We start from the raw sequence: 14,574 nt of genomic DNA, 5'->3' as shown, positions 1-14,574 counted from the left end.
CCTTTTGCGTCACATTTAGGCTCAAAGGCTGTCATGCTCAAATACTATCGGCGTTTTTTCACAATATTGCTCGCCTGTTGCTCAATATTGTACGGTAGTGCATTAGGGTAGCAGGTCACATCATGATTATCAGCCAATCTGTGTAAATCTTCTGTGGTAGTGTCATTGTTTAACACAGCTAAAAACCATGTTTCATTGCCAAGCATCGCGCTATGGATGACTTTTCCTGCAATGCGCCAGTTTTCGCCAAGTTGCTTTTCAACAGCAGAACCTGTTGGCACCACAACAGCGCTGTCCAGTGTAAAGCTAAAAGCTGCGCGTTTGTTTTTGCCTAAGAATCGTGTGCGTGCGACGACTTCTTGGCCCATGTAGCAGCCTTTATCAAAATCGATACCCTCTAGCGCTTGGACGTTCATCATCTGAGGAACATATTCAGCTACTGCATTATCATCGATGGCAGCGTGTACACTTTTGATTTGAAGCGCGTCAAAGACTGTTTGGTCATAAACCGCAATGTCATCGTTCAATGCGTCGAGCAGCGTTGCAGCAACGTCGTTACGTAACACAACAATAAGGCCTGGGGACTGTAATCCAGCATTAAACATTATCCCCGCCTCTGACGAAGCACATCTAAGCGCATCTTGAGACGGTGCCTCTGCAAGCAGTTCCACAAAGTCAGTGTCTTGAAATACCTTCGAAAGCAGCTTTTGTGCAATACTCGATGAAACGAAGAGCGTAGTGTAAGCCTGTGTATCATCAACGATATCTACTTTTGAGAACACACCGTACTTATTTAGTTGAGCAAGAGAATGCGCGCCTGATGATTGGTTACTTATCATCAAAATACGATTTCCTTCTCGGGCTACATAGCCAAGAGACCAGGTTTTGCCTTTATTGTCGCAATGCGCATAATGACGAGCGGTATCGCCTTCTAGCTTATTAATGTTTACAGTTAACTGGCCGTGTAAATAGCTATCAGCCTGTTCACCTTCTAGCGAAATGATCATAGCTTCATTTAAGCGAATGATATAGTTGTCAGGCATACTGTTTAAAGAAAGAAGTTGCGACATGTTGTTTCTCATTAGTTCAACGATATGTGAGTAAGGTATGGTGTAAAACCTGATAATCAAGGGCAGATTGACACGAGTCAATATATCGCCATATTAGAATGTCAATATCAGACCAAAAGAGCAGTGATCCTCACACCTTGAGCATGGTATTATTTTAAAGGTAATTTAAATAAAAAATAAGACACTATGTTTGAACCAAAAAGACTAGCACGATTAAAGTGGGCTTGCCGTAGAGGCATGTTGGAATTAGATGTACTTTTACTTCCCTTTGTTGAAGAAGCATTTGACGAACTCAGCTATGAAGACCAAGTGACGTTTGAGCGCTTGCTAACCAGTGATGATCCAGATTTGTTTGCATGGATCATGGGCCACCAAAAATGCAACGACCCCGAGCTTGCCGCGATGGTGTCTACCATTGTGAACCGTGTCAAAGTATAGAATATCGGTAAAGACTTCAAATTGCAGGCCTGTAGCTAGTGCACTTGGCATAGTGAGCTGCTCAATGATATCGCTTGGTAGTATGTCGCCCTCCTTGTGGACATGGGTGCAACCTCATACTGTGGCGTTTGTATATTGTGCTTTTATGACAGTGTTGCTAGCGGGGTTTCTTACAGGCGAGGGTCAAAGCGCTACATTTAGTAACAAAGTGTTACCACGGCGGTATACGTTTTCACTCACAAACAGTGGTAGAATAAGCAGCATTGATAGTGAAACGCCGCCTCTCTCTAGCCATTGCAGTAGTGCACCCATGCAAATCCACTCTTCCTCTCAAGTATTTCCATGGGGAATTTGTTTAGAGGTTGTCAGTGTTAAGCGCCGTTGGTTTGACAAAGACCATTCCCATTTAGCGTGGGTGTTAAAAAACGAATGTTCTGAAGCTGATTATCGAAGATTGGCGCGTGCCGTAATTTTCGCAAGCAAGGGAACGTCTTCAAGGAATTAATTAGATGCTTCGTGAGTATACAAGAGCGTTGTTTAAGCGTGTTGATGCAAATCAGTTGATGCAATTCAAACCGCCAACACTGCCACAGCGTATCTACACAAAAACTCTGTCTATCGACAATGTGCATTACAGTGAATATTGCCAAGAAGTTGACTGGCCTGCCAGCGACGGTATGCATCCATTGTATTTACAAACCTTGTCTTTGCCTTTGCAAATGCAATGTTTACTCGATAAACAGAGCCCCTTTCCACTGCTAGGGTTGATTCACTCAGCGAATCATGTCTCTATGGAGCGTGAATGCAGCTTAAGTGAAGCTTTTGAATGCCGCGTGCGTTTTCATGACGTGCGACCTCATCAAAGAGGGTGGGAAGTTGATGTGCTGCTTGAAGCTTGGCAAAGCGGAAAAGTTGTTTATCGTGCAACAAGTAGTTATTTAGTTAAGGTAAAAGCGGTTCATGTTGCGCCACGCGTGGCGAGTAATGAAGCTGCTGATGAGTGTTATACACAAGAAAAAGCGCTCATTAGTGAGTTAAGTGCCTCGTCGAATACGGGTCGTCGTTACGCAAAAATTTCGGGAGACTACAACCCGATTCATATTTCAGGTGTCTCTGCGAAAGCCTTTGGCTTTAAAAAGCCTATTGCTCATGGCATGTGGACACTAGCCAGAGCGGTTTCGGCCTTCGTTGCTCACCAAGAGAATAGTGGCGTTAGTCATATTACGGACATTCGATGCCAATTCAAAAAACCGGTCTTCTTGCCCAACCACATCCACATCTTGCAACATTGTAAAACAGACACAGAAGCATTAATTGATGTGACTAACGAAGAAGAGACGGTGACTCACTTAGCGATGAGCGTCTCATTTTAAGGGCAGGGGGCAGGCATTTATAAAGTTGCACTACAGCCCCCTTAAGTATCTAAACAAAAATCTTATTGCTCGCTTTCTAGAAAGCTACCCTCAGTAATCAGTGAGCCAACGTCAGCGCCCGATAGCTGTCGTTTTGGAACTAATATAGTTGGTTTAGGATCATTGACTTGGTCTGGGTGATCGATGTTGAAGTGTAGACCTCTACTTTCCTTTCTTTCCATAGCGCAACGAACAATCAATTCAGCAACCGTGACCAAGTTTCGTAGTTCAAGTAAATTGTTGCTCACCCTAAAGTGCGCGTAGTACTCAGCAATCTCTTGTTCCAACAGTTTTATGCGGCGCATGGCGCGTTCTAGGCGTTTATCAGTGCGAACAATACCGACATAGTCCCACATAAATAGACGTAACTCATGCCAGTTATGCTGAATAATGACTTCTTCGTCTGAGTCTGATACTTGGCTTTCATCCCAAGGAGCAATTGTTTCTTGGCAGTTTGCCGTAGGTAACTTCCCAATGATATCGTCAGCAGCTGCAGTGGCAAAAACGATACACTCTAATAATGAATTCGACGCCATGCGATTGGCACCATGGAGACCTGTATAGGCAACTTCGCCAATAGCATACACATTGTCTAAGTCAGTTTTTGCGTTAAAGTCGGTAATAACACCACCGCAACTATAATGTGCTGCTGGTACAACGGGAATGGGTTCTCGAGTTATATCGATACCCAGAGAACGGCACTTGCGATAAATATTGGGGAAATGCTTAACAATAAAGTCGGCGGGCTTGTGACTGATATCAAGGTACATGCAGTCAGCACCCAGGCGTTTCATTTCGTAATCAATTGCACGCGCCACCACATCCCTTGGCGCCAAATCGCCGCGCTCATCAAACTTATGCATAAAACGTGTGCCATCCGCATGACACAAGTTTGCGCCTTCTCCTCGTAATGCTTCAGTTATAAGAAAGTTACGTGCTTGAGGATGGAATAAACAAGTGGGGTGAAACTGATTGAATTCCATATTTGCTACGCGACAGCTAAGCACGCCAGGCCATTGCAATGCCATCGCCGCTGGAAACATCAGGGTTTGACGTATATTGATATACTTTACTGCCACCGCCAGTTGCCAGTGCGATAAAAGGTGCGCGGATAACCTCGACGTGTTCTTGTTGCCTATTCCAAACATAGGCGCCGACGCAATGATTCTTTTTAGACTTAGAGGGAATAAGGTCAATGGCGTTGTAGCGTTCGAACACATGTATATTGGGGTGTGTTGAAACTGCATCGTTTAACGTAATCTGCAGGGCTTCACCCGTAGCATCGGCCGCGTGTAAAATCCGTCTGTGGCTATGTCCACCTTCTCTTGTAAGGTGAAAGCGTTCTTCGCCCGTTTCACTTTTTTCAGTATCAAAAGGAACGCCATAACCTATTAACCACTCTAGTGCTGATTTAGCGCGTTCAGCTGTAAATCTAACCGCTGACTCTTCACATAATCCACCGCCAGCTTTTAGCGTGTCTTTGACATGAGCATCAATAGAGTCTTGTTCATCAAATACTGCCGCAATACCACCTTGTGCATAGCGTGTGGAGCCTTCGTTTCTATCGCTCTTGCTTAAGACGATAACTTGGCAGTGGTCTGCAAGCTTTAATGCCAGGCTCAGACCTGCTGCGCCACTCCCTATTATCAACACGTCACAACGATGTTCTATAGCATTTGATGTGGAAGTTAGTGAAGACGATACAGATTTCATGTATTTTTATATCAATTCAAACGAGCAAAGGTTCGGCAAGTCTAAAGGATGAGTGGCAAAACACAATGTTTGTTAGGTGCAGATACACGCATTTTTTAAAATTTTTAATACTAGAACAGAACTTTTGGAAAAAGAACGCGTCTACATCCTTGCTTATGAGAGCTAAGGTGTAGTTGAAGTAGGGAGTAACGGCTCGAATGAGCGAGCAGATAACCGACCAACAATTGGTCGAAAAAGTACAGCGTGGTGACAAGAATGCGTTTAATTTGTTGGTAACTCGATATCAACATAAGGTGATGCATTTGGTATCTAGGTACGTGAAGAATACAGGCGATGTGGCAGACGTAACACAAGAAGCGTTTATCAAAGCGTATCGCGCGTTACCTAATTTTCGCGGAGACAGTGCCTTTTATACGTGGCTTTATCGCATTGCGGTAAACAGTGCGAAAAACTATCTTGTCTCACAGGGGCGCAAGCCTCCTTCAAGTGATGTTGATGCACAAGAGGCTGACTATTACGAAGGCAGCGACGCATTAAAGGAACAGTCAACCCCTGAGAGAAGCCTGTTATCAGAAGAGATAGAAGATACTTTGTTTAAAGTGGTGGAAAAGTTACCTGACGATTTGCGTATGGCAATTACATTGCGCGAGATTGAGGGACTGAGCTACGAGGAGATAGCAAGTGTCATGGCGTGTCCTGTCGGCACTGTTCGTTCTCGCATTTTCAGAGCGCGAGAAGCCATAGATAAAGTTATTCAGCCGCTGCTGGAAAATTAATCGAAATAAATTAAAAAAAAGATGAACTTTCTTTTTTCGTAGATGACTAACAGCTGTGTTAGGGTAGTAAACGATCAAATTGATCTGGAAATGAATTTATGACGCAACAGCAAGAAAAATTGTCCGCATTCATGGATGGTGAGATAGAAGGCAATGACATCATTGATGCAATTAAGCACGATGAAGCGCTTCAGGCCAAATGGCAGCGATACCACGTGATCCGCGGTGCAATGAGAAAAGAAGCAAATGTCGCTCCGCAGTTAGATATAACTGCCAGCGTAGCAGCTGCTCTAGCGGACGAACCTGCGATTGTGGCACCTAAGCCCTCTCGATGGCGTTCAATTCCTGCGCTTGGTAGCGTTATCCCATTTGCGAAGCAGTCTGGTCAGTTCGCAGTGGCCGCTTCGGTGGCATTGGCAGTGATTATAGGTGTTCAGCAATTCAACCAACCTGTGCCGACAGAACCGTTTGAAACATTTTCGACGGCTCGTCCTCAAGGTGGTCTAGCACCAGTGAGTCTTGAGCAAACCCGCGCATTACCGCGCAATGACATGAATGAAGTGCTTGAGACCAAACGAAAAATCAATGCATTGATTGCCGATCACGAACAGCAAATCAGACTGAAGCAGGATGAGGAAGCGAGTAGCGAAAGCAATACCGATAAGGAAGCTTCACAGCGTCCAGAGTAATCGGTTTTGGTGTCCACCGAGCACATCGCTTCGCGTGTCAACAAATTGTGGCCTCTTATGTCATAATAAGAGGCAGCAGATAAATTTACAGTGCAAACCAGCATCTTCTGCTGGTTTGTTTGTTTCTAGGGCAGGGAAAATGCGTTGTAGTACTCTCTTCTTTTTGTTATTCATTTCAAGTGCATCACATGCTCAGTCTACTGAACAGACTGCTGAGGACGACACAAATACGTCAAAAGCTGAAGTTCAGAATGTGGTCGAAACCGACAACCCCCTCAGAATTTGGAAGCGTCCCAATCACAACCTTCAACCACCGCGCAATGGTTGGTGCAGCTTCAAAACATAATTACACAAGCTAATTTCCAAGTTACGTTTGTGCAAAGTGTCGCTGGTAAAGAGACAGTCCCATTTTTGTGGCGCCACGGTATTTTAGATGATGGTACGGAAGTTGAGCAGCTCAGTTTACAAAATGGACCGGGTCGAGAGTTAATCCGTATCAATAATGTTGTCAGTGTATTTGAGCCAGATGTTCAACCGTATAGTTTGCATTCAAATCATATAAACGGACCTATTCCCAGTGCATTGGTATACCATCCCGAACAACTATTAAAAGCCTATGAATTTGTACCCGTTGGGCGGGCGCGTGTCGCGGGTCGTCCGGCACAACAAATACGCATTGTAAGTCGTGATAACACGCGTTTTAGTTATCAGCTTTGGCTTGATGAAGAAACGGGAATGTTACTAAAACTCAATATGCTGGATTTGCAAGGGGCGTTACTTGAGCAGATTCAAGTAACGGCTTACACCATTAACCCAGAGCCCTCTGAGTACTTTTCAAGGATCAATCCTGGTTCTCTTCCTAAACCTATGGCGATGGGTGGACAACAAACGCGAGAACACAATTGGGATATCGGGTTTCTACCTCTAGGCATGCGAGAAATTAAACAAGATACGCGGCGATTAGCCTTAACTGGTCAAGTCGTAGAGTATAAACTGCTGACCGATGGGCTAGTTGACGTGTCGGTTTACGTACAGCCAGCCGAAGATGCTATAGGCGGTGATATAGCGCTGCGTAACGAACTGAGTACTTTTTTGACCCTTACTGATGGAAAAGCACAAGTCACCGTTGTGGGGGAAATTCCTTTGCAAACGGCTAAAGCAATAGCCACATCACTAGGCCCGAAAGTTGTTGATTAACTTACGTGTTTTTGCCAGTAACGAGCACATAGACCATGATTAGAGAGAAGGCGACTGTAGTAGCCATAGAAGGTGACAGCATTACGGTAGAGGCAGCCATTAAGTCGACGTGCAATAGTTGTCAGGCGCAAAGTGACTGTGGTACGGGTTTAGTGTCTCGTGCTTTGGCGCCCAGAACGCAGCAGCTAACTCTTCGTTCGCCAATGTCAGTCAAGCTTGGACAGGAAGTGACAGTGGGTATTCCTGAGGCCGGAATTTTAAGTGCATCTGCGTGGCTGTACCTCATGCCGCTCACTAGCTTTATTCTTGCATTTATCCTCGCATCTCTTTATTTGCCAACATTAGGCCTGACACAAGAGCTATGGGCACTGCTGCCAAGCGTAACCATCACGTTTTTGGTTTATAAGGTCATTTCGAGAAAGCTGCAGGTGACTGAAAGCGGAAAGTATCAGCCCGTATTACTTGAAAGTTTGGAGTGACACTTGATTATTCCATAAATAAATCAGCGCTTAGTGCCTGAAAAATAAACACGCCGTCTCGTCATCGTAAATATGAAATAACACTCACAGTGACAAACAATAAAATTACATCACGCTAATTCGCTTTTCGTTCAATAAATGGGTAAAATCCGCACGCGCTGCGTATAAGTCGTAGCTATATTTTGTTTAATGAACTTTTCTGCAGGTAATTTCCAGCATTATGCAACAATCGCACATTCGTAATTTCAGTATCATCGCTCATATCGACCACGGTAAGTCTACACTTTCAGACCGCCTAATTCAGCATTGCGGAGGGCTTTCCGACCGCGAAATGGCTGAGCAGGTACTCGATTCGATGGACCTTGAAAAAGAGCGCGGAATTACCATCAAAGCGCAAAGCGTAACACTTAATTACAACGCAAGAGATGGGGAGACTTACCAGTTAAACTTCATCGATACCCCGGGACACGTTGACTTTACCTATGAAGTATCGCGTTCTCTTGCCGCTTGTGAAGGCGCATTGTTGGTTGTGGATGCAGGGCAGGGTGTAGAAGCACAAACTCTAGCTAACTGTTACACCGCCATTGAAATGGATATGGAAGTGGTACCGATACTTAACAAGATTGACTTGCCACAAGCAGAGCCGGACCGCGTTGCAGAAGAGATTGAAGATATTGTTGGTATTGATGCCCTAGATGCTGTGCGCTGCTCTGCGAAAACCGGTATCGGTATTGAAGATGTATTAGAAGTCATCGTAAACCAGATCCCACCGCCAGAGGGTGATAGAGATGCACCGCTAAAGGCGCTAATTGTTGACTCTTGGTTTGACAATTACCAGGGTGTTGTTTCCTTGGTACGCATTGTCGAAGGTCAGCTGTCTAAGAAAGACAAAATTCAGATTATGTCAAATGGACAAACGCACCAAGTAGATAAGATTGGTGTGTTTACGCCTAAGCCACTTGATACCGGCGTTCTTCGCGCAGGTGAAGTTGGATTTATTATTGCTTAAGCATCAAAGACATTCAAGGTGCGCCTGTGGGCGATACAATTACACTAGCGCGAGAGCCTGCTGCTGAAATGCTACCAGGCTTTAAGAAAGTAAAACCACAGGTATATGCGGGTATTTTCCCTATTAGCTCTGATGATTATGAAGACTTCCGAGACGCTTTAGCAAAGTTGAGCCTAAACGATGCTTCTTTGTTTTATGAGCCAGAAAGCTCAGCAGCGCTTGGCTTTGGATTCCGTATAGGCTTCCTTGGTATGCTTCATATGGAGATTATCCAAGAGCGTTTAGAGCGTGAATATGACCTTGGCCTTATTACAACAGCACCGACGGTAATCTATGAAGTAGAGACCACTAAAGGTGAAATACTAACTGTTGATAGTCCAGCTAAACTTCCTCCCGTGAACGACATCGCTGAAATACGCGAGCCTATGGTTGAAGCCAATATTCTTGTACCACAAGAATACCTTGGAAACGTGATCACATTGTGTGTTGAAAAGCGCGGTATGCAAACCAACATGACGTATCACGGCAAGCAGGTTGCAGTAACGTACGAACTTCCTATGGCTGAAGTGGTGCTTGATTTCTTCGATAGGCTTAAGTCTACTAGCCGCGGATTCGCGTCTCTTGATTACAATTTCAAAAGGTTCCAGACCTCAGACATGGTAAGGGTTGATATCCTTATTAACGGTGAACGCGTAGACGCACTAGCGGTAATCACTCACAGAGAAAACTCGCAAGGGCGTGGTCGCGAATTAGTAGAAAAACTTCGCGAGCTAATCCCTCGTCAGATGTTTGATATTGCCATTCAAGCCGCTATTGGTAACCACATTGTTGCAAGAAGCACTGTTAAACAGCTGCGTAAAAACGTAATCGCAAAGTGTTACGGCGGTGACGTAAGTCGTAAGAAAAAGCTGCTACAAAAACAAAAAGAAGGTAAAAAGCGAATGAAGCAAGTGGGTAATGTAGAATTACCTCAAGATGCATTCCTCGCAGTACTCAAGGTAGGTAAATAATGGCGAATTACTTCTCCCTGATATTGGTGGCTCTCACCTTGGCAACGGGGCTTATTTGGCTAGTGGACAGCCTGGTTTTTGCACCGAAGCGCAAGGCGCGACTTCAAGCTGCGGCTACCGCCGAAGGTGCAGCTTATGGAGAAGATCCGCAGCTACCGTATTTGGTAGATACCTCTCAGCAAATTTTCCCTGTTATTGCCTTTGTTTTGGTGTTGCGTTCGTTTTTATACGAGCCTTTTCAAATTCCTTCAGGCTCAATGATGCCTACACTCTTGGTGGGTGATTTTATTCTGGTAGAAAAGTTCTCATACGGGGTAAAAGACCCTGTATTCAGAAGCAAGATCATTGAGACCGGCGTACCTGAGCGTGGCGATGTGGTGGTGTTCAAATACCCCGAAGACACATCAATTGATTACATTAAACGCGTTATAGGTTTACCAGGCGATACGATTGTTTATCAAAACAAGCAGGTATACATAAAACCTAAATGCGAGTCTGGCACAAACTGTGCGAAATTAAAGGCGGTACCGCTAGAGTTTCAAGAACGCGGTGAGTTTGTTCAAGATATGGCGCAGCTGATGCGTTATACCGAAGATTTGGGTAACGTTAAACACGATATCTTACGTCACCCCGTGCGCGAAATTTCACCAGTCAATTTTTATACTCAACCTGGTACCAGAAACAACGAGTGGATTGTGCCTGAAGGACACTACTTTGTATTAGGTGATAATCGCGACAACAGCCGTGATAGTCGTTTCTGGGGTTTTGTGCCAGATGAAAATCTGGTGGGTAAAGCAGTAGCGATTTGGATTTCATTTGAATTCGAACGCAAGTCCTCTGATTTTCTCCCAACGTGGATCCCAACAGGAGTTCGCTTTGAGCGTGCAGGTGGCATCCATTAATGCAAGGAATTGATAAATATCGTCGTTTGTACAAAGCGATAGGCTATACCTTCAACAATGAAGCATTGCTAGAGCAAGCATTGACTCATCGCAGTGCTGCCAAAGAACATAATGAAAGGCTTGAGTTTCTGGGCGATGCCATTTTAGGCATGATAATAGGTGAAACCTTGTTTAGGCGTTTTCCTAATGTCCCGGAAGGAAAGTTAACTCGTATGCGTTCTACCTTGGTTAAAGGTGAGACACTCGCTGAACTTGCAAAAGAGACCAGCGTCGGTGAGCTGCTGAATTTAGGACCAGGTGAATTAAAAAGCGGTGGCCATAGAAGAAGTTCAATATTAGCTGATGCCGTTGAGGCCATTCTTGGGGCTATATATCTAGACTCTGGCATGGATGACGTGCGCGGTGTTATTGACCGCCTATGGGAAACGCGTATCGTTAAGTTAGATCCTAATGCTCATCCCAAGGACAGCAAAACACGCCTTCAGGAGTTTCTACAAGGCCGTAAATTAGCGTTACCTACCTACGAAGTCTTGTCGATTTCAGGTAAAGACCACGCGCAAACTTTTGAAGTGAGTTGTAAAGTGGAAAGCCTTGCTGAAGCCGTGCTGGCTTCTGGAAATAGTCGTCGTAAAGCAGAACAAGAGGCTGCACGTTTAACCTTGGAGAAGCTAGATGGCAACACATAACGAAGATGGGCACGGTGACATTCCCACTGTAAAAACTCGCTGTGGATTGGTTGCTATTGTCGGTCGACCTAACGTGGGCAAATCGACTCTGCTAAACCGCCTGCTTGGTCAAAAGGTAAGTATTACCTCGCGAAAGCCGCAAACCACACGACACCGCATATTAGGTATTGATACGGATGGCGATTATCAGGCAATTTACGTTGATACTCCAGGGCTTCACCAAGATGAAAAACGCGCGATAAATCGTTATATGAATCGCGCAGCGTCAAGTTCGCTTGCCGAAGTTGGTTTGGTGCTGTTTGTTGTTGAAGGCGACCGCTTCAACAGTGAAGATGAAATGGTGCTATCAAAAGTAAAACAAGCAAACCTTCCTTGCTACCTTATCGTGAATAAAATGGATAAAGTGGAAGACAAGGAAGGGTTCATGGTGCACTTGCAAAAGCTGGGTGAAAAGCACGCGTTTGAACATATCATCCCAATTAGTGCAAAACAGGGAAAAATGATAGATGGCATTCGTGACCTTGTCGCCCAGTCACTACCAGAAAGCGAGTTTTTCTTTCCAGAAGACTATATTACCGATCGTTCTAGTCGCTTTATGGCCGCTGAAATTATTCGCGAAAAACTCATGCGCTTCACGGGTGACGAGCTGCCATATTCAACAACGGTAGAAATTGAACAGTTTAAAATGGCTGACAATGGCGTTTATCGTATAAGTGGGCTTATCTTAGTAGAGCGCGAAACGCAAAAGCGAATGATCATCGGAAAAGGTGGTAAACACCTTAAGACAATTGGTGAACAAGCGCGAAAAGATATGGAAAACTTGTTTGATAACAAAGTTTTTCTAGAGCTGTGGGTTAAAGTTAAACAAGGGTGGGCAGACGATGAACGTGCGCTGCGCTCGCTTGGTTATGGTGACGACAGTAACTTTTAAGCGCGTCAAGCCCCGAGGGCTTCGTCAATCTGGTGCCGAGTGTGATCTTGGCACCGTTCTTCCTCGTTATCATTTCACACAATTATAATCGGCTAAACGCTGGAGCGTGATATGGCAATTTCTGATATGCGCAGACAATATTCAAAAGCTACTTTGAGTGAGTCTGACCTAACTTCTAACCCTTTTTCCTTATTCGATAAATGGCTAAAAGATGCAATAGATGCGGGTATTCCTGATCCAACTGCAATGACGGTCGCAACGGTTGATGCATCAGGGCAACCTTCGCAGCGAATCGTGCTACTAAAAGATGTTAGCGACAAAGGTTTTGTTTTTTTCACAAACCTTGGGAGTCGAAAAGCACAGGAACTTTCCGTTAATCCAAAAGTGTCTTGCCACTTCCCATGGTTCTTTATGGAACGACAAGTTAGGGTGTGCGGACGTGTTGAAAAACTGACAGTGTCTGAAAATGCGAGCTACTTTTTTTCTCGTCCTAAAGACAGTCAGCTTGCCGCTTATGCGTCCAAGCAAAGTAAACCGATTAGCAGTCGCGAGTTATTGTTGACTCAATTTAAGCAGTTGAAAGATAAGTTTGCCAACAAAGAATTGCCCGTTCCAGATTTTTGGGGCGGCTTTAGGATCGTGCCACACCAAATTGAGTTCTGGCAAGGTGGGGAAGACAGGCTTCACGACCGCTTTGAATACAACAAAAGTGAAGACGGAGTTTGGTCTACACAGCGCTTGATGCCTTAAAGTAGACGGTAAACAGCGAATCGTCATGATTGATAGTCATTGTCACCTAAATCTATCTCCATTAGGCGAAATGCTTAACGATGTGATTGGTAGTGCCATGCAGTCGGGGGTTACGCGTATAATGGCGCCTGGCATAACCGTCCAGTCATGGAAAACGCTCCAGCAATTTAGTGAAAGGTATCGAGGTTCGTTTCCCATTGATACCGCACTCGGTTTACACCCTTATTTCCTTACACCATCACAAAAAACAACGGCAGAGCATGATGTTGTGCTTAGTCATCAGATTAATGAACTAGAAGACGCCGCCTCTAATCTTCATTTTTCGGTGAAGGCGATTGGGGAAACAGGGCTAGATGGGCATATTGATGTGCCTATGCAGATACAGAAGCGCGCTCTACAGGCTCAGTTATCTATCGCCAATAGCGTAAAGTTGCTTAGGTTATTTTGCACCACAGAAAAAGTCATCACTTGTTATTTGAGGCACTAAAGCTGACACCGCCACTGTGCGGCGGGGTAGTGCATGCGTTTTCCGGAAGCATAGATGACGCTAAACGTTATATAGATAAAGGTTTCTGCTTAGGCATTGGGGGAACAATAACCTATGAGCGCGCTCAAAAGACCCGGACAACGGTAACGCATCTTATCGAGCACAATCTCGAGGCGCTTTTGTTAGAAACCGATGCGCCTGACATGCCAATGCAGGGGCGTCAGGGTCAGCCTAATTTACCGAGATTCCTGCCAGATGTTGTTTCTACACTACAAGCTTTGAGTGGAATTGAAGGTGACTCACTTATTGAGGCGACGAGCCACAATTATCAAAGACTTTTCTTAAAAAAAGTTAATTAACTTACTGTATACGTGAGGTTTTTTTTACTCGCTTTGCCTCTATTGTCTCAATAACCCAAGGACGAAATTTATAAAACCCCCTCGTTATATAGATGCCCATCAATAGCGCGAGACAAACCAAAATACAGGCAATCAATACAAGTTGGTAGCGCAGAGACAATGGGCTTTCAAGTACTGTTTGCGTATCCATATGTATGTTGACGTAGCCCATTAATGCGCCACCATCATCTATGATTGGTTCTACGAAAGTCAGTGGTGTCATGCCCTGCGATTGGCTCATTGCTACAACACTTTCTACTTTAGGGAGAGGTGCGAGGTAGCGTCCGTCTTTATCGAACACTGAGAGACTGAGAATATGAGGCTCTTGTGCAAGTACGGCAGTTATTTTTTCCATATGTTCTCTCGTTAATACTGCGCTTGCTGCGGTTGATGCATTCGAGGAAGGTTGAAGTAGTTTTGCGTATTGTCGAGCGAGACTTTCACCGGAATAGCGCGTCTGTATCGTCAGCCAGTCTTGCTGGTATTGTTGGAATAACAAAACAAGGGCAACAATAAGCGTAATAACTGAACATACGACTATTGAGTGAAATAAACGTTTCACAGCGGTATAAACAGTGTGTGGATCGTTTCCCAGTCGTTTTGGTGGAGTTGCTATTGCCAATAGTG

15 protein-coding genes and 2 pseudogenes are annotated in these 14,574 nt (G+C 44.7%); 14 read left to right on the top strand and 3 right to left on the bottom strand.

What is annotated here, in order from left to right:
• Positions 1-44: 44 nt before the first annotated feature.
• Complete coding sequence (locus tag V6N89_RS14275) at positions 45-1,070, bottom strand: YgfZ/GcvT domain-containing protein (RefSeq protein ID WP_338518148.1); 1,026 nt, start codon at positions 1,068-1,070, stop codon at positions 45-47.
• A gap of 186 nt (positions 1,071-1,256) precedes the next feature.
• On the opposite strand from V6N89_RS14275, the gene V6N89_RS14270 reads away from it, so the two are divergent.
• The 3 genes from V6N89_RS14270 to V6N89_RS14260 are packed head-to-tail and all read left to right on the top strand — an operon-like array spanning position 1,257 to position 2,881.
• A complete protein-coding gene (locus V6N89_RS14270) occupies positions 1,257-1,508 on the top strand; it encodes a succinate dehydrogenase assembly factor 2 (protein WP_338518147.1) in 252 nt (83 codons plus the stop codon).
• Positions 1,495-2,013, top strand: a complete 519-nt coding sequence (locus V6N89_RS21795) for a protein YgfX (protein ID WP_431189731.1) — start codon at positions 1,495-1,497, stop codon at positions 2,011-2,013. Before V6N89_RS14270 ends, V6N89_RS21795 begins: the two co-directional genes overlap by 14 nt.
• Positions 2,014-2,017: 4 nt before the next feature.
• Positions 2,018-2,881, top strand: a complete 864-nt coding sequence (locus V6N89_RS14260; protein ID WP_346992843.1) for a MaoC family dehydratase — start codon at positions 2,018-2,020, stop codon at positions 2,879-2,881.
• 62 nt (positions 2,882-2,943) lie between these two features.
• Here V6N89_RS14260 and nadB read toward each other — a convergent pair.
• A pseudogene (nadB, locus tag V6N89_RS14255) lies at positions 2,944-4,633 on the bottom strand (L-aspartate oxidase).
• 197 nt (positions 4,634-4,830) lie between these two features.
• Here nadB and rpoE point away from each other — a divergent pair.
• The 11 genes and pseudogenes from rpoE to V6N89_RS14200 all read left to right on the top strand — a co-directional run bounded on the left by rpoE (position 4,831) and on the right by V6N89_RS14200 (position 13,908).
• A complete protein-coding gene (rpoE, locus tag V6N89_RS14250; protein WP_338518144.1) occupies positions 4,831-5,409 on the top strand; it encodes an RNA polymerase sigma factor RpoE in 579 nt (192 codons plus the stop codon).
• Between the two features lie 98 nt (positions 5,410-5,507).
• Positions 5,508-6,098 (top strand): sigma-E factor negative regulatory protein, encoded by a 591-nt coding sequence (locus tag V6N89_RS14245; RefSeq protein ID WP_338518143.1) that lies wholly within the window; start codon positions 5,508-5,510, stop codon positions 6,096-6,098.
• 375 nt (positions 6,099-6,473) lie between these two features.
• Positions 6,474-7,295 carry a MucB/RseB C-terminal domain-containing protein gene (locus tag V6N89_RS14240; RefSeq protein ID WP_346992842.1) on the top strand — a complete coding sequence of 274 codons (822 nt, stop codon included), beginning with the start codon at positions 6,474-6,476 and terminating at the stop codon, positions 7,293-7,295.
• Positions 7,296-7,330: 35 nt separating this feature from the next.
• A complete protein-coding gene (locus V6N89_RS14235) occupies positions 7,331-7,774 on the top strand; it encodes a SoxR reducing system RseC family protein (RefSeq protein ID WP_338518141.1) in 444 nt (147 codons plus the stop codon).
• Between the two features lie 220 nt (positions 7,775-7,994).
• Positions 7,995-9,793, top strand: a pseudogene (gene lepA / locus V6N89_RS14230) (translation elongation factor 4).
• Positions 9,793-10,695, top strand: coding sequence for a signal peptidase I (gene lepB / locus V6N89_RS14225; protein ID WP_346992841.1), 903 nt, complete (start codon positions 9,793-9,795; stop codon positions 10,693-10,695). Before lepA ends, lepB begins: the two are co-directional and overlap by 1 nt.
• Positions 10,695-11,381 carry a ribonuclease III gene (rnc, locus tag V6N89_RS14220; RefSeq protein ID WP_338518140.1) on the top strand — a complete coding sequence of 229 codons (687 nt, stop codon included), beginning with the start codon at positions 10,695-10,697 and terminating at the stop codon, positions 11,379-11,381. The genes lepB and rnc overlap by 1 nt, the downstream gene beginning before the upstream one ends.
• Positions 11,368-12,312, top strand: coding sequence for a GTPase Era (gene era / locus V6N89_RS14215; protein WP_338518139.1), 945 nt, complete (start codon positions 11,368-11,370; stop codon positions 12,310-12,312). Before rnc ends, era begins: the two co-directional genes overlap by 14 nt.
• Positions 12,313-12,423: 111 nt before the next feature.
• Positions 12,424-13,062, top strand: coding sequence for a pyridoxamine 5'-phosphate oxidase (gene pdxH, locus V6N89_RS14210; protein WP_338518138.1), 639 nt, complete (start codon positions 12,424-12,426; stop codon positions 13,060-13,062).
• Positions 13,063-13,087: 25 nt separating this feature from the next.
• Positions 13,088-13,549, top strand: a complete 462-nt coding sequence (locus V6N89_RS14205; protein ID WP_346992840.1) for a TatD family hydrolase — start codon at positions 13,088-13,090, stop codon at positions 13,547-13,549.
• Positions 13,531-13,908, top strand: a complete 378-nt coding sequence (locus V6N89_RS14200; protein ID WP_338518136.1) for a TatD family hydrolase — start codon at positions 13,531-13,533, stop codon at positions 13,906-13,908. Before V6N89_RS14205 ends, V6N89_RS14200 begins: the two co-directional genes overlap by 19 nt.
• A 1-nt stretch (position 13,909) precedes the next feature.
• Here the strand turns inward: V6N89_RS14200 and V6N89_RS14195 are convergent, their stop codons facing one another.
• On the bottom strand, positions 13,910-14,569 hold the full coding sequence (locus V6N89_RS14195; RefSeq protein WP_338518135.1) for an AhpA/YtjB family protein: 660 nt from the start codon (positions 14,567-14,569) through the stop codon (positions 13,910-13,912).
• Positions 14,570-14,574 lie beyond the last annotated feature (5 nt).

It is taken from the genome of Alteromonas gracilis (assembly GCF_036870955.2).
In the GTDB taxonomy this organism is placed as follows: Bacteria; Pseudomonadota; Gammaproteobacteria; order Enterobacterales; family Alteromonadaceae; genus Alteromonas; species Alteromonas gracilis_A.
The sequence above is the reverse complement of the archived record's forward strand: the minus strand, read 5'-3'. Positions and strand labels throughout refer to the sequence as shown.